The following is a 25,837-nucleotide window of genomic DNA, read 5'->3' as shown; positions in this document are numbered from 1 at the left end:
TGTTCAAGGAGAAGGACCATGAGCAAGCAGACCATCCTGGGCCGAGTCACCCAGCTGGCGAAGGCCAACATCAACGCCCTGCTGGACCAGGCCGAGGACCCGCAGAAGATGCTGGACCAGCTGATCCGCGACTACAGCAACAACATCTCGGAGGCCGAGCAGGCGGTCGCGACGACGATCGGCAATCTGCGGCTGATGGAGCAGGACCACCAGGAGGACGTGGGCGCGGCGAAGGGGTGGGGCGACAAAGCGCTGGCGTCGAGCAGGAAGGCGGACGAGCTGCGGGTCGCCGGGCAGACGGCCGAGGCGGACCGGTTCGACCAGCTGGCGAAGGTGGCGCTTGGACGGCAGCTCCAGTCGGAGAAGGAGGCCGCCACGGCCGAGCCGACGATCGCGGCGCAGACCGAGGTGGTGGAGAAGCTCAAGAGCGGGCTCGACCAGATGAAGGCCAAGCTGGGCGAGCTCCAGTCGAAGCGGGACGAGCTGGTGGCCCGCGCCAAGTCCGCGCAGGCGCAGAACACGATGATGGACGCCGTGAAGAACATCGACGTGCTGGACCCGACGAGCGAGCTGAACCGCTTCGAGGACAAGGTCCGGCGCGAGGAGGCGAAGGCGATGGGCAAGCAGGAGCTGGCCGCGTCCTCGCTGGACGCCCAGTTCGAGCAGTTGGACGCGCTCGGCGACAGCGCGGAGATCGAGGCCCGGCTCGCCGCGCTGAAGAAGTAGCCGGCGGCCGGCGGGGCCCGGGGGCGCGGAGCCTGTGGAACAGCGCCCGCGGGTGGGTGCGACGCCGGTGCCGGTGTCGGCGGTCAGAACATGCTCAGGAGCTGCTCCACGGTGGGTTCCGCGGTTCCCTCGCCGTCCGGCAGGGGCAGTTCGAACCAGACGGTCTTGCCGCGCGGGGTGCGGCGCGATCCCCAGGCGGCGCTGAGGAGTCCGACCAGCTGCAGTCCGCGCCCGCCCTCGTCGGTGTCGCGGGCGCGGCGGCGTCTCGGCTGGACGAGCCCGGCGTCCCAGACCTCGCACACCAGGGTCCGGTCGCGCAGCAGCCGGAGTCTGATCTCGCCCTCGCCGTAGCGCAGGGCGTTGGTGACCAGTTCGCTGACGAGCAGTTCGACGGTGTCGATGAGCGCTTCGAGGTCCCAGGCGGTGAGCTGGGCACGGGCCAGTTCGCGGGCCCGGCCGACCGAGCGGGGTTCCCTCGGCAGCCGCCAGTCCCCCACCGCCTCGGACTGCAGTCCCTGGATACGGGCCATCAGGAGGGCGATGTCGTCCTCGCCGTGCCCGGTGTGAAGGGTGGTCAGGACGCGGTCGCAGACGTCTTCGAGGGGCAGGGCCGTGTCGGTGAACGCCCCGCGGAAGGCGGTCAGCCCCTCCTCCAGGGGATGGTCGCGGGACTCGACGAGACCGTCGGTGTAGAGGGCGAGCAGGGAGCCCTCGGGCAGTTCGACCTCGACCTCCTCGAAGGGCTCACCGCCGACGCCGAGCGGCATCCCGGGGGGCACGTCGAGCAGGAGGGCCTTCTCGCCCGGTTCGACGAGGACCGGCGGAAGGTGGCCGGCGTTGGCGAAGGTGCAGCGCCGGGTGACCGGGTCGTAGACGGCGTAGACGCAGGTGGCGAGGTAGACCTCGGAGAGTTCCGGCCCCCGGGTCTTGTGGGCGCGGGCGCTCTGCTGTGCGCCCGCCGGGGCGCCGAGTCCGCGGGCGATCTCGTCGAGGTGGGAGAGGACCTCGGCGGGTTCGAGGTCGAGCTGGGCCAGGGTGCGGACGGCGGTGCGCAGTTCGCCCATGGCGACGGCGGCGCGCAGACCGCGGCCCATGACGTCGCCGATGACCAGGGCGGTGCGGTGGCCGGGGAGTTCGATGACGTCGAACCAGTCGCCGCCGACCTCGGTGGCGGTGGTGCCGGGGAGGTAGCGGCAGGCGATGTCGAGGCCGGCGGCCTCGGGGTCTCCGGGCGGGAGCAGGCTGCGCTGCAGGATCAGGGCCCGTTCGTGTTCGCGGCGGTAGAGGCGGGCGTTGTCGATGCAGACCGCCGCGCGGGCGGCCAGTTCGACGGCGAGCGCCCGGTCCCGCTCCCCGAAGGGCTCGCTGCCCTTGGCCCGGGAGAACTGCACGAGGCCGACGACGGTGTCGTGGGCGACCATCGGCACGACGAGGGTGGACTGGACGAGTCCGCCCTCGCGGCCGGGTACGGCCCGTACGCGGCCGGTGCGGAGCGCTCCGGCGCAGGGCGAGTTGAACGGGTAGCGGTGGACGGAACCGACCTCGACGGGTCCCGTGCCGCAACAGCCGCCGCTCGCGTCGGAGCCGACCGTGGCCTCCGGGTTCCTGAGCGGGGTGTCGGACACGGCGCTGGCGAAGGCGACCCGGCGCAGCTCGGCGCTGCCCGCTCCGTAGCCGACGTCGTGGGAGCTCCCCCACCGTCCGGGCGGGGCCTCGTCGCCGGTCAGTAGCCCCTGGTAGAGGTCGACGGAGGCGAGGTCGCAGAAGCCGGGGACGGCCACGTCGAGCAGCTCGCGGGCGGTGGCCTCCAGGTCGAGGGAGTTGCCGATGCGGGCACCGGCCTCGTTGAGGAGGGCGAGGTTGCGGCGGGCGCTGGCCGCCTCGCGGGCCGCGTTGTGGCGGCGGGTCACGTCGATGCCGAGACCGGCGACGCCGACGGCCCGGCCGGAGCCGCTGTTCACGCGGTAGAGGTTGATCGACCAGTGGCGCCGCTCGGTGGAGCCGGGCGGGGCGCCGACGATCTGCAGTTCGGTGACGGACTCGCCGGTCTCCAGGACCCGCTCGAGCGCGGCGGTCATCCGCTCGGCCTCGGGCCGCGAGAGGTAGTCGTGGACGGTACGGCCCCGATGGTCGTCGGCCGAGCCGCCGAAGACCGTGGCGAAGCGCTGATTGGCCCGCTGCACGGTGAGGTCGGTGCCGAAGAGGAGAAAGCCGAAGGGGGATTGGCCGAAAATCGCCTGCGAAGCGGCGAGGTCGGTCTCGATGTGACGCAGCGCCCGCACGTCCACGACGATGCAGAGCGCGGCCCGTTCGCCGGTCGGGGTCTGGCTCGGCATGACGTACATCTCGGCGACGCCCTCGCGCCGGTTCTGCCCGGGTATCCGGAACGGGACGAGGCCCGTCCACTCCCGGCCGTCGAGGATCTCCGCGACCCGCCGACGCCCACGGTCGCGCAGGTCGGCGGGCATGAAGGCCTCGACCGGGTCCTTGCCGACGGCCTCGTCGGCAGGCACGCCGAAGAGGTCCACGGCCCGCCTGCTCCACTGGTCGACGAGCCCGTCGGGCCCTATCGAGAAGGAGGCGACCCGGATGTAGTCATAGATCGAGCCGGGCGGGCTGCTCTGCCACACGACGCCGCTCGCCGTCTCAGGTATCTCGCTCACGCGACCGTCCCCTCCAGCTCACCGCACCGGACCGGCCATGCCCGCAGTATTCAGCACTACGGCCCCCGACGGCACGACGTTCACGATCACAGGGTGGTCTCGTTCATTTCCGGCCGAGACCATGGTGATCGTTGTCCCTCCCCTCTCTTAACCCGGCAGGGCCAGCTCGAACCACACTGTCTTGCCCGATCTGCCCTTTCGAGTGCCCCAGCGCCGCGCGGAACAAGCCACGAGCTGGAGGCCGCGCCCGCCCTCGTCGTCGGGTCCCGCGGGCCGCTCGGTGGGCGGATCCGGAAGCGGATCGGAGACCTCCACGAGCAGGGCGGGGCGGTGGGCGTCGTCGGCGGGACCGTGGGCGGGGCCGTCCGGGTCGGGCTGGAGGTGGACGAGCCGGACGCCGATCGGGCCGGATGCGTACCGCAGGGAGTTGGTCACCAGCTCGCTGACCAGCAGAACGGTGACATCACCGACCGACGCGTCGATCCGCCAGCTCCGCAGCGTGTCGCGTACCGCGTGACGAGCGGTGCGCACGGCATCGGCCTCCGCCGGGAAATGCCACTCGACGCGGTCGCCTTCGGTGTCGATCACGCCCGATCACTTCCCCAGCCCATCACCAGAAGGGAGGCCCACGTCCTTTTTCGGGGGGTTAATCAGCACATACCCGATATTCGGGGCGGGATATCGCGGCGCAGGGCTCAGTGGGCGCACGGTGGCACGAACGGCGTAGAGCCTCAGCCGCGCGCCCCGTCGGCGGCGCCGGACGGCCAGCGCAGCCCGGCCTCGGCGACGGCGGGGCGGTCCTGGTCGAGCCAGTCGACGGAGTCCAGCTCGTGGCGGGCCAGCCAGCGCAGCTCGTCGTGGTCCTCCAGCGGGCGGGGTTCGCCGGAGAGCAGCCGGGCCGTCCACACCTGGAGGACGTATCCGGGCTTCAGCGGCCACTCGCCGGGGATGCGCTCGCCGGGCTCGGTCTCGACGCCGAGTTCCTCGCGCAATTCGCGGACCAGGGCTTCCTCGGGGCGCTCCCCCGGCTCCAGCTTGCCGCCGGGCAGTTCCCAACGGCCGGCGAGTTCGGCGGGGGCGCTGCGGCGCGCGGCCAGCAGACGCCCCCGGTCGTACAGGGCTCCGGCGACCACGACCACGTGGTCGGCCACGTGGTCGGACGTGCTCTCTGTCATGGGCCGGAGCGTAACCCGCGCGGGTCGGAGCGCGGGCCGGTGCGGGTCAGACCGCCGGCTGGCCGATGCGTTCCACCCAGTACATCTGCTTGTGCCCCCGGTCGTCGAGGCTGTCGGCCACCTGCTGCGCCTCGTCCCTCGTCGCGTACCGCCCGACCCGATAGCGGTTGCCGTTGTCGTCCTGCCGTATGACCAGCCAGGGCAGGACAGGGCCGCTGTCGGTCATCGGGCTTCTCCCTCCGCCGGTCCGGTCGTCTCTTTGGATCTCCCTGAAATGGCAATCCGCATATGCCCGACCTTACGCCTGACCTTTACACAGCGGATACGGGTTTTCACAAAGAGGTACGGATCCGGCCGGGAACCGACGGAGGGAGGCCGAAGATCAGACCTTCGGGGCGGTCTGGGGGACGGTCGGCACCGGCATCAGGACCGGTCCCGCGGCCTCGGGGTCCTTGCGGCAGACGTCGCCGCACTCGGCGTCGAGTGAGCAGCACAGCGAGCAGATCGGCCCGGACTGCACGGGGCAGTCGGCGATGTCCGGCAGCTCGTACGCGGTCTCGCAGACGGAGCAGGTGTGCGTGGCCGTCACGTCCGCGACGTCGACGTCCGGCCCTCCCCCAGAGCCTCCGGCCTGGGGGTGCCCCCAGACCGGATTCGGGCGGGCCAGGTAGTAGCGGCCCTTGGTGGCCCAGGCGATCAGCGGGCAGAGGACCAGCGCGAGACCGGCGGCGATGAAGGTGGAGAAGGCCTCCGCGTACGGACCGAAGAGGCCGAAGAAGGCGAGGATCGAGACGGTCGAGGCGATCACCATGGCCCCGAAGCCGGCCGGGTTCACGGAGTAGAGGTAGGCCCGCTTGAACTCGATGTACGGCGGGCTCCAGCCGGCCCGCTTGTTGATGACGAGGTCGGCGGCGACGGCGGCGATCCAGGCGATGCCGACGTTGGAGTAGAAGCCGAGCAGCTTGCCCAGCGCCGCGAACATGTTCATCTCCATCAGCGTCAGCGCGATGGCGAGGTTGAGGAAGATGTACCAGACGCGGCCGGGGTGCTTGTGGGTGACGCGGGAGAAGAAGTTCGACCAGGACAGCGAGCCGCTGTAGGCGTTGGTCACATTGATCTTGATCTGCGAGACGATCACGAACACGGCGGCGGCCGGCAGGGCGAAGGTTCCGAGCCAGGGCTTGAGCGCCTCGATCTGCGGGGCGATCGGCTCCAGGGCGTGGGTCTTGCCGACGGCCTCCAGGGCGACGAAGGCGAGGAACGCGCCGCCGAGCTGCTTGGCCGCGCCGATGATCACCCAGCCGGGTCCGGCGGCGAGCACGGCGAGGTTCCAGCGCCGCTTGTTGGCCTCGGTCTTCGCGGGCATGAAGCGCAGATAGTCGGCCTGTTCGCCGATCTGGGCGATGAGCGAGAGCGCGATGCCCGTGCCGAGGCCGAAGCCGATCCAGGAGAAGCCCGAACCCGCCCCTTCCGTACCGCCGAAAGAGGCGAAGGCGCCCCAGGCGTCCGGGGCCTCGAAGGCGAGCACGACGAAGGGGAGCACCATGCCGACGATCCAGATCGGCTGCGTCCAGGCCTGGACCTTGGCGAGGGCACCCATGCCGCGGAAGACAATCGGGATCACGATGAGGGTCGTGACCAGATAGCCGATCTCGACCGGAAGACCGACGGCCTGGTGCATGGCCTGGGCCATGATCGAGCCTTCGAGCGCGAAGAAGATGAAGGTGAAGGAGGCGTAGATGAGGGAGGTGAGGGTGGAGCCGAAGTAGCCGAAGCCCGCACCCCGGGTCACCAGGTCCATGTCCAGGCCGTACGTCGCGCAGGCCTTGGCGATCGGGATGCCGGTGAGGAAGATGATCGCCGCGGCGGTGAGGATCGAGGCGAGACCGCTCGTGAAGCCGTAGGTGAAGACGATCGAGGCGCCGATGGCGAAGTCGGCGAGATAGGCGATGCCGCCGAGCGCGGTGCCGGCCACCATCGAGGGCGACCAGCGGCGGAAGGAGTGCGGCGCGTAGCGGAGCGAGTAGTCCTCGCGGCTCTCGTCGGCGGCCAGCTTGGCGTAACTGCGGCGGGGTGGCGGCGCGGCAGCCGGGGTCTCGGCTGGGGTGACCGTATCCGTCATGGAGGGTTCCTGTCGTCCGACCGGTGTGCGGGTACGGACGAGGAAGGTAGGAGCGGGGCGTGACGGCGCGCGTCAGCACGCGGTTGCCAGGCGGTTACGGGAGTTGACGGCTCGTAAACTCCCGGCAACGCGGCCCGGACGACCCTGTCCGACGAGCGGTCACGAACCGGCGGTCGAGAACCGCCGGACGGTCCGTCAGCGCACCGGCAGGTGATACGCGATGCGGTAGCGGTCGGCCGGGACCACGACGTCGGCGGTCTCCACCGCGCGCCCCGAGGCGTAGTACGTCCGCTCCACGACCATCACCACGTGCCCCGGGACGCCGCCGAGCGCGAGGAGCTCCTCCGCGAGCCCCGGACGGGCGCCGACCTCCTCCACCACGTTGTCCACGACCACGTCGATCGCCGCCATCCGCTCCACGACCCCGCAGCCGCCGAGCGGCCCCTCCTCGGGCAGCATCACGGGCGTCCGCCCCGTGACCGCGAGCGGCTCCCAGGAGGTGGAGAGCATCATCGGCTCGCCCGCGTCCCGGTACACGTACCGCGTGCGCATCACGCGCTCCCCGGGCTCGATCCCGAGCCGGGCGGCCACCGCGGCGCTCGCGAGGTCCTGCTCGCTGCTGGACTCCCAGGTGCCACGCGCCCCGTCGGCGGCCTGCTCCTGACGGAAGGGGTTGGCGCCGGACGGCGGCCGGTATCCGGAGCGGGCGATCCGGCGCGGCACCGGCCGCTCCCGCACGTAGGTCCCCGAACCCGAGCGGCCCTCGACGAGCCCCTCGGCCATCAGCACCTTGCGGGCCTCCAGGGCCACGGTGTCCGAGACCCCGTACTCCTCGCGGATGCGTGCCTGCGAGGGGAGACGGGTATGCGGCGGAAGCGAGCCGTTGGCGATCTTCTTCCGGAGATCGCTCGCCACGCGCAAATAGGCGGGCTGCTCACCGAACGTCACAGGACACTCCCCTCAGGTTGACGGACAGCTACAGACTGACAACCCTCGGTGGCCACCCGCAAGCATGGGCCAGAGTTTCACTCGAAGTGATGATTTGCCTTTACGCCTGCGCTTACCGCAGGTATAGCCGCGCGAGACCTTGACGGGAATGGTCCAGACCAATAACTTCAGCCGCGCACCGCTGAGCACCGCTCCCTTCCGGCACACGCACAGGAAACGAGCCTCATGCGTCGAACTTCCCTTGCCCGGCTGACGATCGCCGCCCTCTCCCTCGGCCTCGTGGCCGGCCTCGCACCCGCCGCGGGCGCCGATCCCGCCTCCTCGCGCGGCGACGACCGCACGTCGCGGAACGCGGCGTCGAGCACGGCATCGAGCACGGCGTCGAGCACCGCCTACAAGCGGGTCGGCTACTTCACCCAATGGGGCGTCTACGGACGGAACTTCCAGGTCAAGGACCTGGAGACCAGTGGCACGGCGGCCAAACTCAGCCACATCAACTACGCCTTCGGCAACGTGAGTCCGGACGGCAAGTGCTTCACCGGCAACACGCCCGGCGAGGCCGACGCGTGGGCGGACTACGTGCGCCCGCTCGACGCGGCGGGCTCGGTGGACGGCGTCGCCGACACCGCCGACCAGCCCCTCGCCGGCAACTTCAACCAGCTGCGCGAGCTCAAGGCGAAGCACCCGGGCCTCAAGGTCCTGATCTCGCTGGGCGGTTGGAGCTGGTCCACCCACTTCTCCGACGCGGCCCGCACGCCCGCCTCCCGCAAGGCCTTCGTCGCGTCCTGCATCGATCTCCACATCAAGGGCAACCTGCCCACCGACGGCGCCCGTGGCGGCGCGGGAGCCGCCGCGGGTCTCTTCGACGGCATCGACCTCGACTGGGAGTGGCCGGCCTCGGCAGGCGACGTCGACACCGTGTTCCGCCCGGAGGACAAGCAGAACTTCACCGCGCTCGTACGGGAGTTCCGCACCCAGCTCGACGCGTACGAGAAGGAGCAGCAGCGGGAGCGCGGCGGCAAGCGCAAGCACTACGAGCTGACCGCCTTCGTCCCCACCGCCCCCGCCAAGATCGACGCGGGCTTCGAGGTCCCCAAGATCATGAAGGACTTCGACTTCGTGAACCTCCAGGGCTACGACTTCCACGGCTCCTGGGAGTCCACCACCGCGCAGCAGTCCGCGCTCTTCGCCAAGTCCGGCGACTTCAGCGTCGACCAGACCGTCAACGACTGGCTGCGGCGCGGCGCGCCCGCCCGCAAGCTCGTGGTGGGCATGCCGTTCTACGGCCAGGGCTGGACCGGCGTCTCGGGCGGCGGCAACGGCCTCGGCAAGCCCGCGACCGGCCCCGCCACGGGCACCTGGGCGAACGGGAGCGAGGACTACAAGGCCCTGAAGAAGCTCGCGGACTCGGGGACGTACAAGGTCCACAGGGACTGGCGCACCGGCCACGCCTGGCTCTTCGACGGCACCACCCTGTGGACGTACGACGACCCGTGGGTGCTCGGCACCAAGTCGGCGTACGTACGGGCGAAGGGCCTCGGCGGCGCGATGTTCTGGTCGCTCGACGGCGACACCCCCGACGGCGAGCTGATCAGCACCGTCGACCGCGTCCTCGGCCGCCGCTAGGGAGTGTCCGGCGGACGGCGCTGCGATTCGGTACGAGGGCGGGGCCGGGACTCCCGGAGAGGAGTCCCGGCCCCGTCACGTTCACGCGCACACGGCTGCCCTTACCGCCCTCAGGCCGAGGAGTCGCTCTCGGCCCCCGGTGTGGACGACGGGGAAGGTGTCGACGCCAGTTTCAGGGTCGCGCGGGCCTGGGCCTCCGCGTCCCAGAAGGTGCCGTCGTACGCCCGGTCGTAGTGCTCCCAGAAGGCGTCCTCGTCGGCCGACTTCGCCAGCTTGTCCCACTGCTTCGCGGACGTCTCCAGCTCCTTGACGAGCTTGTCGACGTCGGTCGTGGCGGCCGCCGGCCAGGAGTGGTTCTTCAGCCCCCGGCTCGCCGTGGTGATGGCGCCGTGGACCTTGCCCGCCCAGGCCTTGTTGGCGGCCAGGTCCTCGTCCGCGTCGGCCTCCGGCTCCTTGCTCAGGATGTCGTCGATCCGGTTCATGGTGGTGAGGAAGTGGAGCTGGTCGGCGTCGAGGGTGGTCTTGTCGGCGCGCAGCGACCCCTTCATCGGCTCGCCGCCGTCGACGACGAAGGCACAGGTCACGGTGCGGTCGCCGAACTTCCAGCTGTCGCGGCTCGGCATGTAGTAGAAGTCGTAGACCTCCTCGGGGAAGGCCCAGCTGTCGAGCGCGTACGCGTTGCCGATGTCGCCGCACCGCTTCGTCGCGACGTCGTCGACGGTGCTCTCGCCCGGCCACTTGGTGTAGCCGATGAGCTTGAAGGCGCCGGTGACCTCGCCCTCGTGCGGCTTCGCGCAGTCGACCACGTCGACCTCGGAGGTCTCGGCCTCCAGCTTGCCGGCGACGTTGTAGCACTCGCCCGTACGCAGCGAGAACGTGGAATCCGCCCGTGCCGCCTCGTCCATGCCCTTCTTGAAGTCGCGCCACCCGTCGCCGAGGGCCCCGGAGACGAGGCCGACGGCTATGAGGAGGCAGCTGAGGGAGGACAGGACGATGCCGGCGACGGCGAGGCCCTTGCCCGTCTGGTTCCTCTTCTTGATCTGCGGGAGGGCGATCAGGCCGAAGATCAGGCCGAGGGGCGGGAGGCAGCAGACGATGCCGGCGACGAGGGACGCGATGGCCAGGCCGTTGGTGGTGCGTTGCGGCGGTATCCCGTAGGGGCCGGGGGCGGTGGGCCCGGCGGCACCGGGGCCGTAGGGCCCGTACGGGCCGTAGGGGCCGGGTGTGTACGGACCGGGAGCCGCGGGGGCGGGCCAGCTCTGGCGCGGCGGCTGGGATTCCTGGGGCGGCTGGGGCGGCGGGGAATCCTGGGGAGGCTGGGAGGGCTCCACGAGTACGGTGCTCCTGTAGCGGGTGGTGCGAACGTGCGATCGGGCGGGCGCGCGCATCGTACGTGGTGCAGGGGCGGAGGCGGTACACGCATGACAACGGCGACGACCGAGGGACCGGGGAGCGCGGCCCTGAGGGGCCTCGCCGTCAACCCGGCCGCCCCCGTCGACCTCCTCCTGCGGCTGCTGGAACCGCCCTACGAGGCGGTCTGGCCGGCCCTCTGCCGGTGGCGCCGGGACCTGCCCCCGGAGGTCGTGGACGCGATCGTCGCGCACCCGGCTCCACGCGCGCGTGGAGCGCTCGCGCGCAATCCGCACGTCCCCGGGGAGGTGCGCGGACGGCTCGTCGACGACGAGCACTGGCTCGTCCGCGGACATCTGGCCTCGGGGCCGGGGTACGAGGTCTGGCCGCGGTACCTGCCGGACCACGTGACCGACCGGATGCTCACGACGTACGGCGGGGACGAACTCCAGGGGCTCATCTCCTCCGGCCAGGTGCCGTACCGCACTCAACTCGCGCGCGCCACCCACCCGGTCGCCGAGATCCGCGTGTACGGGGCCCGGATGTGGTCGTCCTTGACCGAGGAGCGCCGCGCGGCCCTGCTCGCCGACCCCGACCCCGACGTGCGGGCCGCCGCCGAGTGGACGCGGGCCCGGCGGGCGGAGGAGGACGACGCGGCGGAGATGGAGCGGCAGCTGCGCGCCCTGCCCGGGCACCGTTCGCACGCCCGCAACCACATCCTCGTCAACTGCCGCCTCTCCCGGGCGGTCGTGGACGAGCTGCTCAAGGAGCGCGAGGGCGACGACCTGTGGTGCCTGGCGCACAACTACAGCACCCCGCCGGACGTCGTCGCGCACGTGGCCCGCGTCGGCGACCCCGAGGCCCGGCGGGCGGTCGCCCGGCGGAGGGACCTCCCGCGGGACCTGATGGACCTCCTCGCGCGCGACCCGGACCCCGGCGTCCGTACCGCCGTCTCCGTACGCCCCGAACTGACCGAGGCCGAACGGGCCGCCGTCGACTACGTCGTCGAGCCGCACGAGGTCGTCCAGGTGGGCCCGGATCCGTACCTGGCGCCGCTCGCGCTCGCCCGCTCGGCGCATCCCCTGCTGCGCCGCCGCGTCGCGTACAACCCGGAGCTGCCGGCCGAACTCGTCGCGCTCCTCGCCGCCGACGAGGACCCGGGCGTACGGATCATCCTCGCGCAGCACCACCCCGAGGCGCCCGCCGAGCTGCTCCTGCGCTGCTATCTGGAGTACACGGGTCTGAACCGCGACCGGCTGCTCGGCCTCCCGCGCTTCCCGGTCGCCGGGCTCGGCGCGCGCTTCGGGACCGCCGAGGACCCCGCCGTACGCCTGCTGGCCACGCTGGACCCGGCGGCGGACCCGGCCCTCGTCGAGACGCTCACCCGGGATCCGGACGCACGCGTGCGTGCGGGGGCGGCGCGGAACCCCGCCCTTCCGCTCGAACGGCTTCTTCAACTCGTGGAAGACGAGGAGTTGTCGGAGCAGGCGGCGGCGAACCCGGCACTCCCCAGGGAGACGATGGACAGGCTCCTCGACACTCACTGACGCGACGGACGACGGAGGGCGGCCGCCGAAATCGGCGACCGCCCTCGTTCAGTCAGTCAGTCGGTCACGCGCGTCCGCGTCGCTCAGAACTGCAGCGCCCAGGAGTCGATCTTCCCGGTGTCGATGTTCGCGTTGTCCGTGACCCGCAGCTTCCACGTGCCGTTCGCGACCTCCGAGGAGGCGTTGACGGTGTACGTGGTGTTGATGTTGTCGGAGCTGCCGCCGGTGCCGAACGCCTTCAGCGTGTACGCGGTGCCGTCGGGGGCGATCAGCTGGACCTGAAGGTCACCGATGTACGTGTGAACGATGTTCACAGGCACCTGGAGCGCGGCGGGCGCGTTGCCCGTGACGCCGGTGACGGTGACCGGGGACTCGACGGTCGAGTTGTCGTTGATGGCGAAGTCCGCGGTGTTCTCGAACTTCTTGCCGGGCGGCGGGGTGGTGCCGCCGCCACCGACGAAGAGCAGCCGGTTCGGCGAGCCGGTGCCGGGGTTGCCGACCACGTTCGGGGTGGCGGCGCTGGTGAGGGCCGTCGACACCTGGGCCGGCGTGGCCGACGGGTTGTCCGCGAGGTAGACGGCGGCGGCGCCCGCGACGTGCGGGGTCGCCATCGACGTACCGGAGATCGTGTTGGTGGCGGTGTCGTTCGTGTTCCAGGACGAGGTGATGCTGGAGCCCGGGGCGAAGATGTCCAGCACGGTGCCGAAGTTGGAGAAGCTGGAGCGGGCGTCGGTGTTGGTCGTGGAGCCGACCGTGATGGCCTCGGAGACCCGCGCCGGCGAGTAGTTGGAGGCGTTGGAGCTGTCGTTGCCCGCCGCGACGGCGTAGGTGACGCCGGAGGCGATCGAGTTGCGGACCGCCGTGTCGAGGGCGGTGTCGACGCCGCCGCCGAGGCTCATGTTGGCGACGGCCGGCTTCACGGCGTTCTGCGTGACCCAGTCGATGCCGGCGACGACCTGGGCGGTCGTGCCGGAGCCCTGGTTGTTGAGCACGCGGACGCCGACGATCTTGGCCTTCTTGGCGACACCGTAGGAGGATCCCGCGACGGTGCCGGCGACGTGGGTGCCGTGGCCGTGGCCGTCCTGGGCCACGTTGTCGTTGTCGATGGCGTCGTAGCCGTTGAACGCCCGGCCGCCGAAGTCGCTGTGCGAGATGCGGACACCGGTGTCGATGATGTACGCCGTCACGCCCTGGCCCGCGCTGTCCGGGTAGGTGTAGCTCTGGTTCAGCGGGAGGGCCCGCTGGTCGATCCGGTCCAGGCCCCAGGACGGCGGGGAGGGCTGCGTACCGTCGACCGTGAAGACACGGTTCTGCACGACGGAGGCGACCGCCGGGTCGCCGGCGAGCTTCTTCGCCTGCGCCTCGGAGAGCTCGACGTTGTAGCCGTTCAGCGCCGCGGTGTACGTCTTCTTGATCGTCGCGCCGTGCTTGGCCGCGACCGCCCGGCCCTTCGAGGTCTCCGCCGGGGCGGAGTCCTTCAGGGTGACGATGTAGCTGCCGGCGATCGTCCCGGGGGCCCCGGCGTTCTGGATCACGCCTTCGGGAGCGGCCTCGGCCGCGGTGGCCGGGAAGGTGGCGGCGGTGCCGAGGGCCAGGGCGGCGACGGCTATGGCGCTGGCCGCGGCGAGTCTGCGCCGCGAGTCACGCATCACTGACATGTGAGGGATCCTCCTCATAGGTGGTGCGCTGCTGTGGGGGTATGGCAGGCGCATGACAAAGCGACATGAGATGTCCACGCCGTTTCGCACATCCGGCTGCCGAGCGAAAGATTGGCGGATCCATAGGAATCACACAAGAGTCCCGAGCGCCCCGTAACACGTGTGCCACACAGCTGCCATGCTGGCGCGTATGACGGCCTACGTGTGCCCCCGATGCCGTATTCACGCCCCCGCCGACGCCCTCACCTGGCGCTGTCCGCAGTGCGAGGGCCCATGGGATCTTGATTTCAAGAGCGCCCCGGTTTCACTCGAGTCCCTTGCGTCACGCGGGAATTCACTGTGGCGTTACGAAGAAGCACTACCGCTGGCGACGGAAATGCCGCGCGTGTCACTGGGGGAAGGCCGCACTCCCCTCATCCCCCTCACGGAAGACGTCTCGGCCAAACTCGACTTCCTCATGCCGACGTTGTCCTTCAAGGACCGGGGCGCGGTCATGCTGGCCGAACTGGCCCGCCGGCTCGCCCCGGAACGCGTCCTCGCGGACAGCAGCGGCAACGCGGGCACGGCGATCGCCGCGTACTGCGCGCGGGCGGGCCTCGACTGCGAGGTGTACGTACCGCAGGCGACGTCGCCGAAGAAGCTGGAGCAGATCCGGGCACACGGCGCCCGGCTGACCCTCGTACCGGGCGACCGCGAGGCGACGGCGCGGGCGGCCCGCGAGGCCGCCGACGAACCGGGCACGTTCTACGCCTCGCACGTGTACAACCCGCACTTCCTGCACGGTACGAAGACGTACGTGTACGAGCTCTGGGAGGACCTCGGCGGCCGCCTCCCGGACACCCTCGTCGTCCCCGTCGGCAACGGCACGCTCCTGCTGGGCGCGGCCCTGGCGGTGGAGGAGCTGTACGGCCACGGCCTCGTCGACCGCCGCCCCACCCTGATCGCCGTCCAGGCGGCCGCCGTCGCCCCACTGGCCCGCGCCTTCGAGGCGGGCGCGGAGGACCTCCTCGAACCGGAGCCCGCCCGCCCCACCCTCGCCGAGGGCATCGCCATCCCGAACCCCCCACGAGCGGCCCAGATCCTGCACGCGGTCCGCGCGACGGGCGGCACCTTCCTGACCGTGACGGAAGACCAACTCCACACCGCCCAACTGGACCTGGCCCGCCGCGGTCTCTTCGTCGAGTCGACGGGTGTGGCGTGCTGGGCGGCGGTCCGCGCGTCCCCCCGGCGGGAGGGGCTGACGGTGGTGCCGCTGTGCGGGGCGGGGGCGAAGACGGGGCTTGGTGGGGGGCGGAGGTGAGCGCGGGGCTCACGTGCGTGTCCCGCTTGTCCTCGCGCTTTCCCCGTGCGGGGGCCCACCCGTCCTCACCAGGTACGGTCGAATCCACCACGTACTAAGGAGATGTGCATGCTGACGGAGACGACCGGCCGGACGCCGCAGGACCTTGCGGCTGAGGTCGCGAACATGCGGGCCGTCGACGACTGGCCGTCGGTGTGGTCGGGCCCGCCGCAGGGAGGGTCCGCGGATTTCCGTGAGTGGTGTGGGCGGTACGGCTGGGAGCCGCTGACGTTCGACCGGCAGTTGCGCGTGCGGACGCCGGGCGGGGGACGGTGGACGTTCTACGACCGGATGGGCGGCCAATGGAGCCCGCTGGTGTCCCTGAGGCACTACACCTGGCAGCTGAGGGCTGACTCCGCCGAGGAGAACGGCGCGGTCTTCGACGCCGCGGCGGAGACGTGGCCGACGTACCTCAAGGCGGCCGAAAGCGTACTCGGCGCTCCCACGTGGACCGGCCCCTGGGATGCCGACGACTTCCCGGAGCCTCCGCACCCCCGGTACTGGAACGACCGCGGGCAGCGGGAACTCAACCGCGAGCCCTATCGATTCGCCTACTGGGCGCCGGGCAGTGGCGCTCCGGGGCAGCCGCTCATCATGCTGTCCCAGACGATCGCCTTCGCCACGTGGACCTCCGACATGCCGGGCGGCTCCGCGATGTCTCTTCGGGTGGTGCCGCCCGCCGAGTACCTGGAGACCGGCCTGTGACGGAATTCGCTCCGCTGACAGAAGCCGAGATCGCACGTGCCATGGAACTTGAGGAGGCGTACAAGGCGGGCCGCCCCCTCCCCCCGGAGAGGGTCGCGGAGGCCGTCGGCCTCCTGCACAGCGACTGGCAGGCGGCGGGAGGCAAGGACAAGTTCAAGGACGTCCTCGCCTTCAGCGACCATGTCGCCAAGACGGTGTCGGCCACCTCGCAGGACCGCGGGGAAGTCCGCGCGTTCTGGTCCTGGCGGTCCCAGCCCGAGGGAGCGCCACGTGAGGTGGGGCACCGGTTCCTGGCCCAGGCATGTGGTGAGAGCCGTGGATACCAGGTCCTGGAGGACACACCGGTCGGCCGCAGGCTCGAATCGTACGAGCTGTGGGACGAGGACGTGCAGGCGGCGCTCACCGATCGGTACCTTCTCGACGAGGACACCGTCAGCAACGCCCCCTACGAGATCTGGGACGGGGCCTCCGCGGAGTACGCCAAGGAGGTCACCGGGCAAGTCGCGGTCTTCGCGGCCGAGATCGGTGCCGATTCCATCCTCGGCAAGACGGAGATGCCCAAGATCCTCGGGCCCCAGGGCGTCGGCAGGGACGCCGTGGGGTTCCCGATCGACTTCCCTCACCAGGCGCATCTGCCGGCGGAGATGCACGACCTGTTGGCGGACCCGGCCGTGCGGTGTCAACTGCGCAGGGAGGACTACCTGCCGGGCGGGTCGACCCCCGAGACATTCGTGGCCAAGCTCGCCGCCCTCGACGTCCCGGAGCACCAGAAGGAAGCGCTCGCGGCCGCCGTCGCCCAGCTGTCGGCGGTCGAGACGTACGAGGAACTGACTGGGCCGGCTGCGGAGAACGACCAGCCCGAGGTCACGCAGCCCGAGGTCACGGCGGCGGAGGTCACGGCACCCGAGGTCACGCAGCCGGAGGTCACCGCGCCCGAGACGAAGGTGCCGGCACCCGCTGGACCCGCGGCCGAACAGCCCGCGGCCGAGCAGCCCAAGACCACGCAGCCGGAGGTCAAGGCGCCCGTGCCCAAGCAACCCGAGGTCAAGCAGCCCACGGCGGCCAACGCCTTCATGCCCGGTGTGGAGATGCCCAAGACCATCACCGTGCCGGCCCGCCGCGCCGCGAGTGCCAGTACGCACGGCGTGATCAACCCGACGATCGAGGCCGCGCCCAAGTCCACGGACGTCGAGCGGTGACCGACAGCCTCCCCGCGACCAGGAAGGGTACGACGTGAGCACGAGTCCCGAGGACGGGCAGGAGACCGGCGAGGAAGTGGAGTTCTACTTCCCGGACGTCTTCGCCTTCGTCACCGAGTACCTCTCCCCCACGATCCGCCGCCGCGTGAACGGATCGGTGTCCACCTGGTGCCCCCGCTGGTGGGAGCACCCCGAGGCCGGGGCGCGGCTCTCCGCGCTGTGGCTGGCCTGGGAGCACCTGCGTCACGATCCGGCCCTGGGCATGTCGACGTGGTGGCTGCACCACGCCGATCCGCACCTGCGGGTGCTCATGGACACGGACATGGGCCCGTTCGCGGCCTGTTCGCCCAAGGTCGGCGGGCACACGGTCTATCCCTTCGACCCGCTGCCCCTGGAGAAGTACGACCCCCAGGCGTAGCCCGATGTCGCCGCGCAAAGGCCGACGGGTGCGGTCGGTCGTCCGTCCGGCCGCCGCACCCGTGGGACGCGTCAGTCCAGCGCCTCCGTCGTCCCGTCCGGGTGGATGAGCAGACGGATCGCGCCGCCGTACCGGTCGTCCGTGATGGAGGCCGGGGCCGGGGCGCCGAACTGCTGGGCGCGCTGCTGGAGGATCGAGATGACGACCTCCTGGATGTCGCCGTACGGCGGCGCGGTGACGGGAACTCCGTCGATCAGGCCCGCGTTGGGAGAGAAGATGCGGACTTCGGCCGCCGGTGGCGTGGGCTGCACGACAGGGTCCTTTCAGGAGAGCGCTCAGGAGTGCGCGGCGAGGGGGTGTTCGGGGTCCATGGTGTACGTACCCCGGGACACGCGCCGCAGCCGCCCGGACTTGACCATGGCGGACAGGACGTTGCTGATCGACTTCGCCGACTCCTGGAAGACCTCCGGGGGCAGCGCGAGCAGGACGTCGCGGGCCGTGAACGGACCGGGGAACGCCGCGACGGCCCGGTCGACGGCCTGACGCAGGCTCGTGGTGGCCGGAAAGGGACGTACCACCGCGTCGCCGGTGTGCACGGAGCGCAGGCGCGGACGGGCGGCGACGGAGGCGGAAGCGGTGGCAGTGGCGGTCGCCACTCCTTCGTACGCCTCTATGCGCGCGGCGAGTTCGCGCAGGGCGGCGCGGAGATCGGTCAGGCCGATACTCCTCGTGTTCGTGCCAGCGACGGCGTCCGCCGCGCCCTGACCGGTGTCGAGGACCGACATGACCGCCTCGATGCGGACGATCGACTCAGAGACCCGCCGCAACAGAGGCTCGAAGAGGTCCTGGCGCAGGGCGGCTATCGGGTCGCTGGTCGCCAGTTCCACGCTGACCGAGCCGACGAGCCCGGTGTCCGCAGGCCGGCGGGGCGCGTCGTCGCCGCACTCGGCGTGCCAGGCCTCCAGGCAGCGGCGCACGCGGCGGCAGGCCTCCGCCAGCTCGGGCGTGAGTCCGGCGGACGGCACGTGCGCCAGCATCCCGGCGAGCTGCTCGGTGGCCTCGACGGCGGGCAGCGCGGCGTGCAGCAGGGGCGTGAGGACGGCCTTGCGCACGGCGAGAACAGGATCGTCGAGTGCGAAGGTGATCCGTTCGTCTGCCGGATCCGCCATGGATACCTCTGCTACGTGGTGGGTCTTCTGGGGTGGAATCACGGACCGGGAGCCTGACCGGGCGGGCCGGCGCACGGGCCGGGCCGGGTGCCCGAGCGGCGCGAAGGCCTCGAGTACGGCGGCGAGTTCGGCGGCCCGGTGCCGGAGGTCGACGGGCGCGGTCAGGTCACCCTGAGGCGTACCGATGCCGAGCTGCCGGCGGATGAGCCGCCGGTCCTGCTCGGTGGTCCCGGCGAGGTACCCGCCCGGATCCGGGCGGAGGACGGCGTCGCGCAGGCACTCCTGGCGGAGCGGGCAGGAGGCGCACAGCTGCCGTGCCGCGTGCGCGAGCGCCTGGGAACGGCGGCCCTGCAGGGGCAGCTCGGCGGCGGCGACGGGCGGGTTCTCCAGAAGGGGATGGCGGAAAATGTCCGGTCGGCGCCGGCAGGGCAGGGACGCGGATGCGGCGCCGGCCCCGGTGGATATGGGTGGTGAGGGAAGGGTCCTGCGAGCGGTTGTGACCATGAAAGTGCCCCCCGTGGCAATTTTTGATACCTGGGGACTCTAGAGCAGTGCAAATGGCGACCGCAAAGCTGTTCCAAACCGTAACCGAGTTGCTCCACATCTTCTTGACTCGACATCAGACCCGCTTGCTGTTCGCCTCGGTGTCCGGCGCGGTCCGCCGCAGGACACGTCGTACGAGACGCCCCATGGCGGCACCTCCCCCACCCCGGAACATGAGCACGCCGACGATGCCGACGAACCCGAGCGGCACGGCAACCTCGGGCACGACCGTGCCCACGCCGGCCGCCACGAGCAGCACGACATCGGCGAGCACGACGGTGAGCCCGCGCCGCCCGGGGTGCTCCTTGACGATCCAGGCCCCGAGCAGCGCCATCCCGGCGAGCGCCCAGTGCCCGAACACCGCCTGCCCACTGAGCAACCCGGACGAAGCACCCCGCGCGATGTCCCCCACGGCCGCCAGATACCCGGCGAACGCGGCGGTCACGACCGTCGACCCGAGCGCCAGCAGCAACTGACCGCGGCGGCGGAGCAGGAAGACCAGCAGGCCGAGCGCGAGCAGCGCGGAGATGGTGATGAACGAGCTCGCGCTGGACGAGGCCAGGATGAAGAGCGTGTACGCCCCCGCGAGTCCGAGGACGACGCGGGGCAGCAGCTTCACTGCCCACGCGTCGCTCTCGTCCTGCCGGAGAAGCCGCTTCAGATGATCGGCGACAGTCGCGGATCGCGTTCGTGACATGAGCGGACCTCCTACTCAGGCATCCGGTTGCTGTTACGCGGCTGTGGCGGCAACTGAGGCGGCTGCGTCTGGGCAGGCGGCTGCACCACGGGCTGCTGCGGCGGCTGAGTCCGGGGCCGCTGCTGCGGCACGGGCTGCTGCGCAGGCTGAGGCGCGGGCTGCTGCGGCGCGGGCGCCGGTGCCGGCTGCGGCGTGGCCGGCGGCGGCGGAGTGGTACCGGTCTGGCTCACGCGGCCGCGACGGGAGGTCTTCTCCGCGGAACCGTCTCCGTCGTTCTGCCCGTTCACGACCTTCTGGTACGAGTCCTCTTGAACCGTCGCCGCCTTGTGGGCGTTCTTCCGCTGCTGGCGCTTGGAGTTGTTCGCCGCGATCCAGCCACCCTTCTGGAGCCGGCCCTGGTTCCACTTGCTGTCCGCACCGCGGGCGATGTAGCCCGCCCCCTTCGAGGCTGCCTTCCCCGCGACCCGACCCGAGGCCTTGGTGGCACCGACGCCCATCCGGCCGGCCGCTCCCAGCGCGGGCACGGCCTTCCCTGCCACGGCCCCCGGCATGTCGCCCACACCCAGATCCGCCGCACCGGCGATCTGGGGGCTGAAGTTCCCCGCGATGAGCTTCTTCAGCATCATCACGACGGCGACGGTGACCAGGAGGAGCATGAGGAGCTGCATGCCCAGGGGAATCCGGGCCGGCAGGATCATCTGGTACAGCACGAGCAGGATGGTCAGGATGACGCCGAAGCCCGCCCTCAGGACGAAACTGTGGATGAAGGTCTGCAGCCAGCCCTTGAGCAACTTCTGCTGGGACGGATGGATGCCGAGTGTGGCGACCAACGGCAGCAGGATGATGAGGATCAGTGTGACGGCGTGCCAGAGCAAGGTGAGGGCGCTGAGCACGATGACCATGATGCCGACGATGAGTCCGGCCACCAGGGAGTAGAAGGCGAGGCCGACCCGTCCACCGGCGTTGTGACCCGCCCACTCGTTGAACGCGACCGGGTAGATCTCCTGGTCAGGAACGGAGTTGGACCGACCTGGGTATCCTCTCCCCTCACCGCCGGCGATGTCCTTGCGGATGGGCACCCACTGCGCGTTCTCCTTGTCGATGTCCTGCGGCTTCTTCCCGTCGGCCGGATACCGGTCGAAGTTGGTCGTCGACTGGGACACGGCCTGCTTGACCCGAAGGTCCACGCAACGTGGCCCCTTGCCGAACTCGCACTCGCCGGCGCCAGGCACCACACAGGCACCGTTCTCGATCTTGCCGCCGCTGTCCTTCCGGAATATGCAGTTCGTGCCGCCCACGCCGAACTGTCCAAGAGCCCACGGCCGGAAGACCAGGGTGTCGTACATGGCGCAGCTCGACGCACGAAGCCCACGGTTGCGGTTGTTGCCGCCCTCCATGTCACAGGGCGACTGCGGCTTCCCGGACACACCCGCCAGGGCGACCTCGGCCACCCCCGCGTTGAACTCGGCGATACCGGCGTCGGCCGTTTCGATGACCTTGTGGTAGTTGCTGTTCTGACCGCCGCCGGCGAGAAGGGCGATGACGGCGATGGTCGTCAGAGAGGCCCACGCGACACCGGACCAGACCTCGCGCATCTGCTGCTGGCGCCACCTGGTGAACACCCAGAGGCCGGTCAGCGCGATCATGACGGGCACAGCCGGAGTGAGGACGTGGTCCTTCAGCGTCGTCACGGCGTTGTCGCGGCCGGTGTACAGGCCCCTGAGAGGACTCGGGTTGGAGGCGAGCTCCTTGATGGAGATGGCCGTACGCGAGAGGATCTTCGTCCCGTTGAAGACCATGTTGGCCACGCCGTTGTTGACGAAGTCCATCACCGAGCAATTGTCGGCGCCGGTACCGGACGGACCGTTGTTGCGCGAGGCGTCACCCCGCCCCTTGAACGTCCCCGTCCAGTTCAGCCCCCGCATGCCGTTGATCTCGTAGAACGTGTACTCGGCGGGGCCGCCGGACATGTCGACGGCACCGGTGATCAGCCCCCGGGTGTCGTTGACGTCCTCACCCTTCTGGCCCGTGTCCTCCCACTGATTGACCGCGGGGATGATGGACTCGCCGTTCGCGCCCGGGTTGTCGTGGCTGTACATGTCGTCGCCGGTGACCTTGCAGCTGAGATTCAGGTCGATGGCTTGCGCCGTGTTCGGCACGGACAGCGTCAGCGCGACCAGCGCGAGAACCAGGAAGAGGCCGGCTCTGACGATCCGTCCGGCACCGCGCACCAGGTTGCCCGGCGAACGGGGAACTGTACGGGTTCCGCGTGACATGGCCCTAGGGCGCACGGCTATCGATTTCCTTCCGGGGTCCGGCGTGCCGGGACGGGGCGTGACTACGCCTTGTGGTTCGTGGTGAAGCAGCCCTTGACCAGACCCTCGTGGATCTCGAAGCCACTGGGCACGCTGTCACGGATGCTCTGGTCGCAGGACAGGACGAGCAGACCGTTCTGCACCAGGCTCTGGCCGGTGGAGTCGTTCTCCGCGGCGACCGCGAAGTTCTGGCCGACCGTGAAGGTGTCACCGGTGTTGGCCAGGGACGTCTGGAACGTGGCCAAGTCACCGATGAGGAGCAGGATGACGGAGCTGCCGCCGCCGTCATGGCAGGCGGCGCGCTCCTTGATGCCCCAGGCGGGGTCCTTGGCCTCGCTCTCCATGTAGGTCATTCCCTCGCGGCTCGAGCTGAGCTCGTTGCACTCGATGCCGCGCTCCACGAGGGCCTTCTGCACGTCGGCCATCGTGTTCGCCTTGGGGAGCTTGCTCAGCGGTCCATCCGCGCCCGCCGAGCTGCCGCTACCGCCGCCACTGCCTCCGCCGCTCTCGTCGCTCCCGCACCCCGTCAGCGTCACGAGAGCGGCCAGCGCGACCGCACCGGCGGCAAGAGTCTTGGTCAGGCGCATGGGATTCTCCTTGGTCGGTTCGGGTGGGCCGGGGCGGGTCAGACCGCGGCCGTGGCTTCCTGCGTGGGCGTCGGGTCCAGGTCGTTGGTCTCCTGGAGGAACGTCCAGTCCCAGACGCTCAGCGGCGGGTTGACGCCCTGGCGCGACGGGCGGGTCGTGCCGTTCGTGTCCGTGGCCGCGAGGATCTCCTTGAAGACCAGGTCCACCGCCACCGTCCCCACCCGCTTGTCCGCGTCCCGCTGGAGGCAGACACCCGTGCGGAGTTCCTGGAGCGCCGCCACCACCTTCGCGTCCGACTCCGGGCGGCCGAGCAGCGGCGCCACCAGCGACGCCTCCTGCGCGGACTTCTGCTTGAAGGCGAAGACCGTGTGGATCTGGTTCGCGCCACCGCTGCGCGCCTCGGAGTCCTCGATCTGGACCAGGTCGATCGCCTGCTGGGTGATCAGTACCGTCACCGCCAGGTACGAACGGCCCTGCTTCAGCGCCCTGCGCATCAGGTCCCGGCCGCTCTCCGTCGCCGTGACGACGTACGCCTCGTCGACGAACAGCGCCTTCGGGCGCAGGCCGATCTCGCCCGTCACCGGGTTCTTCTCGTACCCGACGTCGAGCATCTGGCTGCCGAGCTCGACGACCGCCATCAGCGCCGTCGCCGCGAGCCGCTCGGCCGGGTTCCAGTTACGGGGGTCGGAGGCCGCCGGCGACTGGAAGCCGCGCAGCGTGATGACCGTACGGCGCTTGCGCATCGCCGACAGGGTCTGCGGCGTCTCCGCGAACGCCAGTCGCGCGTACGGCAGCGTCCGCAGCTCCGTCAGGAGCATCTGCGCGAGCTTCAGGTCCTTCGCCGCCTCGCGGTCGTTCGTCGCGAGCGCGTGCTCGTACGCCCGGACCACCTCGTCGACGACGCTCCACAGCGTCGGCCGCGGCACCTGCTGCTCCGCGTCGCGGGCGCTCAGGCCCTGCTCCGTCGCCTGCCGGATCGCCGAGTTGTACCAGCCGACGACCGTCGCCATCGCCTCGATGACGGGCAGGCGCACGCGCTGGTAGTCCTCGTCGCCGAGGAAGCCGCGCAGCATCGACTCGGCCAGCAGGCGGCCCGACGGTACATCGCGCGCGATCACCCACGGGTCCAGCACGCCCGCCTGGCCCTTGAGAAGGTCGACGACCTCCGTCTCGGCCCAGAACTCCGGGTTCACCGGCTGGAACCGGCTCTCCGCCGTACCGAGCACACCGCGCTCCGCGTCCGAGGCGAACTCCGGGTCGTTCACCTGGGCGCCGTAGCCCAGGTAGTAGCAGAGCTGCGCGAAGTCCGTCTTCGGGTCGATGACCAGGCAGCGGACGCCCGCCTCCGACTCCTCGTAGAACTTCTGCAGCGCGAGCGAGGACTTTCCACCACCGGACGCGCCGACGATGGCGAGGCCTCCGCCGTCGTTTCGGGCCGGGCCGACGTGGAGCGAGTAGTGGACCGGCATCTTGCCCGCCCAGCCGACCAGGTTCCCCACCCAGCCGAGCTTCTTGCCCGACCGCTGCTCGGGGTTGTCGCCCAGCTCCGTACCGGCCGTCGGCAGCCCGGCGCCGAGCTGCTCCACCTCCTGCAGCCGCAGGTACGGCGCGATCGGCAGCTTCGGGGCGTTGCCCGGCAGCTGCGACTGGAGCAGCCGCCACTGCTGACGCGTCGGACGCAGCAGCGTCACCTTCAGGTCCTGCTTGAACTGCATCTCCAGGATGCGGCGGCGGCGCTCCAGCTCCGTCGGGTCGGACGCGGAGATGGTGAACCGGATCTGCGCCTCCATCCCCGGCATCTTGTGCTCCTCGATGTCGTCGACGAGGTGCTGGGCGCGGGTGACCTGGTTGGCGAGCTTGGTGTCCGGCGAACGGCCCGAGTTCGCCATGTCGTTCATCTCGTCGAGGAGGTTGCCGCTGATCTTCCCGGCGCGGTCCTTGAACCTCATGTACGGGATGAGCGTGAAACGCATGTCGATCTCGACGGGGAACTCGACGTTCTGCGCCGCGTACCGCGCCCAGGCGGTCGACTGCCGGAACCGGGTCTCCGTCGGCCAGTTGGCGGCGACCAGGGTCGTCGTGTAGCTGGTGTGCTGTTCGCCCGTGACCTCGTCGTACTGGTGCAGCACGATGTGCGTCTTGCGGTTCTCGCCCGAGAAGTCGACCACCAGGTCGAACTGGTCGGGCCCCCACGACCGCGAGCCGAGCACCGGCTCGGGCGGAACGGGCAGGTCGCCGTGGAGCGGCTTGCGGATCAGCCACACGAGCTCCTCGCGGGCCAGCGGCGTACCGCCGAGGCTCTCCAGGCTCTCGTGCACCTCGCGCGCGACCTGCGTCCACTGGGCGAGCAGCCCCGGCGACAGGTACTCGCCGTGGACACCGGTCGCGCCGGCCACCACCTTGTCGGCCGTGCCGGACACGGCCCGGGACAGGACGAGGTCCTCGACCGGATCGTCCCCGCCGGGCAGCACGCCACTGCCGTCGCCCGAACCACGCTTCAGCGAACCCAGCTTGACCAGCAGGACGTTCCGCTCGCGCATCGCACCGATGCGCTCCTGGTACTCGGCCTTGCGGAAGTTGTACGCCTTGTAGTTCTCGGTCGGGTCCCAGGCGACGGCGTTGAGCTCCTCGGCCCAGCCGACGGCGGTGATCGGCCGGTACACCTTGCGGTAGTGGCACTCGACGTTCCGGTCACCCCGCGCGAGGTTGAGGAGCGCGCGGGCCGGCGCCTCGGCCATGGCCTGGAGCTCGGTGGCGTTGAGGTACTCGTCGATCGAGGTCGGCAGGACGATGCCGGTCCACACCGAGTCGCCGTGCACGAAGATCATGTCGTCGGCGTAGCGGTACGGCAGCCGCATCTCCTCGCGGCGGGACTGGGCGCGGTCGCCCTGCGACCGCCCACCACCGGAACCGCCGCCCTGCTTGCCGGACTTGCCGCCCGAGCCACCCTGGCCGCCGTTGGCGCCCTTGGTCTTGGAGGAGGAGGCGGCCATGATCATGGCGATCACGAAGAAGGCGACCGCCCCGCCCAGAAGGATCATCATGAACAT

The 25,837-nt window shown here is 70.6% G+C and carries 21 protein-coding genes; 7 read left to right on the top strand and 14 right to left on the bottom strand.

The features are described 5' to 3' along the window. The first annotated feature begins 18 nt into the window (after positions 1 to 18). A complete protein-coding gene (locus AB0F56_RS19510; RefSeq protein WP_362011044.1) occupies positions 19 to 726 on the top strand; it encodes a PspA/IM30 family protein in 708 nt (235 codons plus the stop codon). 83 nt (positions 727 to 809) lie between these two features. Here the strand turns inward: AB0F56_RS19510 and AB0F56_RS19505 are convergent, their stop codons facing one another. From AB0F56_RS19505 to AB0F56_RS19480, 6 genes are all read right to left on the bottom strand, one after another. Continuing rightward, positions 810 to 3,389: a SpoIIE family protein phosphatase gene (locus AB0F56_RS19505; protein ID WP_362011042.1), complete on the bottom strand. Its 2,580-nt coding sequence runs from the start codon at positions 3,387 to 3,389 to the stop codon at positions 810 to 812. A 147-nt stretch (positions 3,390 to 3,536) separates the two neighbouring features. Further along, positions 3,537 to 3,977 carry an ATP-binding protein gene (locus tag AB0F56_RS19500; RefSeq protein ID WP_362011039.1) on the bottom strand — a complete coding sequence of 147 codons (441 nt, stop codon included), beginning with the start codon at positions 3,975 to 3,977 and terminating at the stop codon, positions 3,537 to 3,539. Positions 3,978 to 4,120: 143 nt separating this feature from the next. Next, positions 4,121 to 4,564 (bottom strand): (deoxy)nucleoside triphosphate pyrophosphohydrolase, encoded by a 444-nt coding sequence (locus AB0F56_RS19495; RefSeq protein ID WP_362011037.1) that lies wholly within the window; start codon positions 4,562 to 4,564, stop codon positions 4,121 to 4,123. 46 nt (positions 4,565 to 4,610) lie between these two features. After that, positions 4,611 to 4,790, bottom strand: coding sequence for an SPOR domain-containing protein (locus AB0F56_RS19490; protein WP_362011035.1), 180 nt, complete (start codon positions 4,788 to 4,790; stop codon positions 4,611 to 4,613). Positions 4,791 to 4,946: 156 nt separating this feature from the next. Further along, positions 4,947 to 6,686 (bottom strand): hypothetical protein, encoded by a 1,740-nt coding sequence (locus AB0F56_RS19485; RefSeq protein WP_362011033.1) that lies wholly within the window; start codon positions 6,684 to 6,686, stop codon positions 4,947 to 4,949. 195 nt (positions 6,687 to 6,881) lie between these two features. Continuing rightward, the gene (locus AB0F56_RS19480) at positions 6,882 to 7,634 is read right to left on the bottom strand and encodes a GntR family transcriptional regulator (protein WP_362011032.1); all 753 of its coding nucleotides are present in this window, start codon (positions 7,632 to 7,634) and stop codon (positions 6,882 to 6,884) included. A 225-nt stretch (positions 7,635 to 7,859) separates the two neighbouring features. Here AB0F56_RS19480 and AB0F56_RS19475 point away from each other — a divergent pair, with 225 nt between their 5' ends. Beyond that, a complete protein-coding gene (locus tag AB0F56_RS19475; protein ID WP_362011030.1) occupies positions 7,860 to 9,260 on the top strand; it encodes a glycoside hydrolase family 18 protein in 1,401 nt (466 codons plus the stop codon). Between the two features lie 110 nt (positions 9,261 to 9,370). Here AB0F56_RS19475 and AB0F56_RS19470 read toward each other — a convergent pair whose 3' ends face one another. Next, positions 9,371 to 10,591 carry a DUF4190 domain-containing protein gene (locus AB0F56_RS19470; RefSeq protein WP_362011028.1) on the bottom strand — a complete coding sequence of 407 codons (1,221 nt, stop codon included), beginning with the start codon at positions 10,589 to 10,591 and terminating at the stop codon, positions 9,371 to 9,373. A 90-nt stretch (positions 10,592 to 10,681) separates the two neighbouring features. Here AB0F56_RS19470 and AB0F56_RS19465 point away from each other — a divergent pair, with 90 nt between their 5' ends. Further along, positions 10,682 to 12,157 carry a translation initiation factor 2 gene (locus AB0F56_RS19465; RefSeq protein ID WP_362011025.1) on the top strand — a complete coding sequence of 492 codons (1,476 nt, stop codon included), beginning with the start codon at positions 10,682 to 10,684 and terminating at the stop codon, positions 12,155 to 12,157. A gap of 83 nt (positions 12,158 to 12,240) precedes the next feature. Here the strand turns inward: AB0F56_RS19465 and AB0F56_RS19460 are convergent, their stop codons facing one another. Beyond that, the gene (locus AB0F56_RS19460) at positions 12,241 to 13,815 is read right to left on the bottom strand and encodes a S8 family peptidase (protein WP_362011022.1); all 1,575 of its coding nucleotides are present in this window, start codon (positions 13,813 to 13,815) and stop codon (positions 12,241 to 12,243) included. Positions 13,816 to 14,005: 190 nt separating this feature from the next. On the opposite strand from AB0F56_RS19460, the gene AB0F56_RS19455 reads away from it, so the two are divergent. From AB0F56_RS19455 to AB0F56_RS19440, 4 genes are all read left to right on the top strand, one after another. Beyond that, positions 14,006 to 15,115, top strand: coding sequence for a threonine synthase (locus AB0F56_RS19455; protein ID WP_362011020.1), 1,110 nt, complete (start codon positions 14,006 to 14,008; stop codon positions 15,113 to 15,115). A 108-nt stretch (positions 15,116 to 15,223) separates the two neighbouring features. Further along, positions 15,224 to 15,859, top strand: coding sequence for a hypothetical protein (locus tag AB0F56_RS19450; RefSeq protein WP_362011018.1), 636 nt, complete (start codon positions 15,224 to 15,226; stop codon positions 15,857 to 15,859). 41 nt (positions 15,860 to 15,900) lie between these two features. Next, a complete protein-coding gene (locus AB0F56_RS19445; RefSeq protein ID WP_362011016.1) occupies positions 15,901 to 17,058 on the top strand; it encodes a hypothetical protein in 1,158 nt (385 codons plus the stop codon). A 34-nt stretch (positions 17,059 to 17,092) separates the two neighbouring features. Beyond that, on the top strand, positions 17,093 to 17,476 hold the full coding sequence (locus tag AB0F56_RS19440) for a DUF4913 domain-containing protein (protein WP_362011014.1): 384 nt from the start codon (positions 17,093 to 17,095) through the stop codon (positions 17,474 to 17,476). Between the two features lie 71 nt (positions 17,477 to 17,547). Here the strand turns inward: AB0F56_RS19440 and AB0F56_RS19435 are convergent, their stop codons facing one another. The 6 genes from AB0F56_RS19435 to AB0F56_RS19410 all read right to left on the bottom strand — a co-directional run bounded on the left by AB0F56_RS19435 (position 17,548) and on the right by AB0F56_RS19410 (position 25,837). Beyond that, positions 17,548 to 17,787 (bottom strand): hypothetical protein, encoded by a 240-nt coding sequence (locus tag AB0F56_RS19435; protein WP_315891379.1) that lies wholly within the window; start codon positions 17,785 to 17,787, stop codon positions 17,548 to 17,550. A 24-nt stretch (positions 17,788 to 17,811) separates the two neighbouring features. After that, positions 17,812 to 19,149 (bottom strand): WhiB family transcriptional regulator, encoded by a 1,338-nt coding sequence (locus AB0F56_RS19430; protein WP_362011011.1) that lies wholly within the window; start codon positions 19,147 to 19,149, stop codon positions 17,812 to 17,814. 115 nt (positions 19,150 to 19,264) lie between these two features. Beyond that, a complete protein-coding gene (locus AB0F56_RS19425; RefSeq protein ID WP_362011008.1) occupies positions 19,265 to 19,885 on the bottom strand; it encodes a hypothetical protein in 621 nt (206 codons plus the stop codon). Between the two features lie 11 nt (positions 19,886 to 19,896). Next, complete coding sequence (locus tag AB0F56_RS19420; RefSeq protein ID WP_362011006.1) at positions 19,897 to 22,161, bottom strand: hypothetical protein; 2,265 nt, start codon at positions 22,159 to 22,161, stop codon at positions 19,897 to 19,899. A 62-nt stretch (positions 22,162 to 22,223) separates the two neighbouring features. After that, a complete protein-coding gene (locus AB0F56_RS19415; protein WP_362011004.1) occupies positions 22,224 to 22,787 on the bottom strand; it encodes a hypothetical protein in 564 nt (187 codons plus the stop codon). 38 nt (positions 22,788 to 22,825) lie between these two features. After that, complete coding sequence (locus AB0F56_RS19410; RefSeq protein ID WP_362011001.1) at positions 22,826 to 25,837, bottom strand: ATP-binding protein; 3,012 nt, start codon at positions 25,835 to 25,837, stop codon at positions 22,826 to 22,828.

It is taken from the genome of Streptomyces sp. NPDC026092 (assembly GCF_040638605.1).
In the GTDB taxonomy this organism is placed as follows: domain Bacteria; phylum Actinomycetota; class Actinomycetes; order Streptomycetales; family Streptomycetaceae; genus Streptomyces.
This window is presented reverse-complemented; position numbering and strand designations above follow the sequence as displayed.

Coding starts and splice junctions, on each gene's coding strand:
- AB0F56_RS19510 (WP_362011044.1), top strand. CDS start 19: ATGAGCAAGCAGACCATCCTGGGCCGAGTCACCCAGCTGGCGAAGGCC.
- AB0F56_RS19495 (WP_362011037.1), bottom strand. CDS start 4,564: ATGACAGAGAGCACGTCCGACCACGTGGCCGACCACGTGGTCGTGGTC.
- AB0F56_RS19490 (WP_362011035.1), bottom strand. CDS start 4,790: ATGACCGACAGCGGCCCTGTCCTGCCCTGGCTGGTCATACGGCAGGAC.
- AB0F56_RS19485 (WP_362011033.1), bottom strand. CDS start 6,686: ATGACGGATACGGTCACCCCAGCCGAGACCCCGGCTGCCGCGCCGCCA.
- AB0F56_RS19475 (WP_362011030.1), top strand. CDS start 7,860: ATGCGTCGAACTTCCCTTGCCCGGCTGACGATCGCCGCCCTCTCCCTC.
- AB0F56_RS19465 (WP_362011025.1), top strand. CDS start 10,682: ATGACAACGGCGACGACCGAGGGACCGGGGAGCGCGGCCCTGAGGGGC.
- AB0F56_RS19460 (WP_362011022.1), bottom strand. CDS start 13,815: ATGTCAGTGATGCGTGACTCGCGGCGCAGACTCGCCGCGGCCAGCGCC.
- AB0F56_RS19455 (WP_362011020.1), top strand. CDS start 14,006: ATGACGGCCTACGTGTGCCCCCGATGCCGTATTCACGCCCCCGCCGAC.
- AB0F56_RS19450 (WP_362011018.1), top strand. CDS start 15,224: ATGCTGACGGAGACGACCGGCCGGACGCCGCAGGACCTTGCGGCTGAG.
- AB0F56_RS19445 (WP_362011016.1), top strand. CDS start 15,901: ATGGAACTTGAGGAGGCGTACAAGGCGGGCCGCCCCCTCCCCCCGGAG.
- AB0F56_RS19430 (WP_362011011.1), bottom strand. CDS start 19,149: ATGGTCACAACCGCTCGCAGGACCCTTCCCTCACCACCCATATCCACC.
- AB0F56_RS19425 (WP_362011008.1), bottom strand. CDS start 19,885: ATGTCACGAACGCGATCCGCGACTGTCGCCGATCATCTGAAGCGGCTT.
- AB0F56_RS19420 (WP_362011006.1), bottom strand. CDS start 22,161: ATGTCACGCGGAACCCGTACAGTTCCCCGTTCGCCGGGCAACCTGGTG.
- AB0F56_RS19415 (WP_362011004.1), bottom strand. CDS start 22,787: ATGCGCCTGACCAAGACTCTTGCCGCCGGTGCGGTCGCGCTGGCCGCT.
- AB0F56_RS19410 (WP_362011001.1), bottom strand. CDS start 25,837: ATGTTCATGATGATCCTTCTGGGCGGGGCGGTCGCCTTCTTCGTGATC.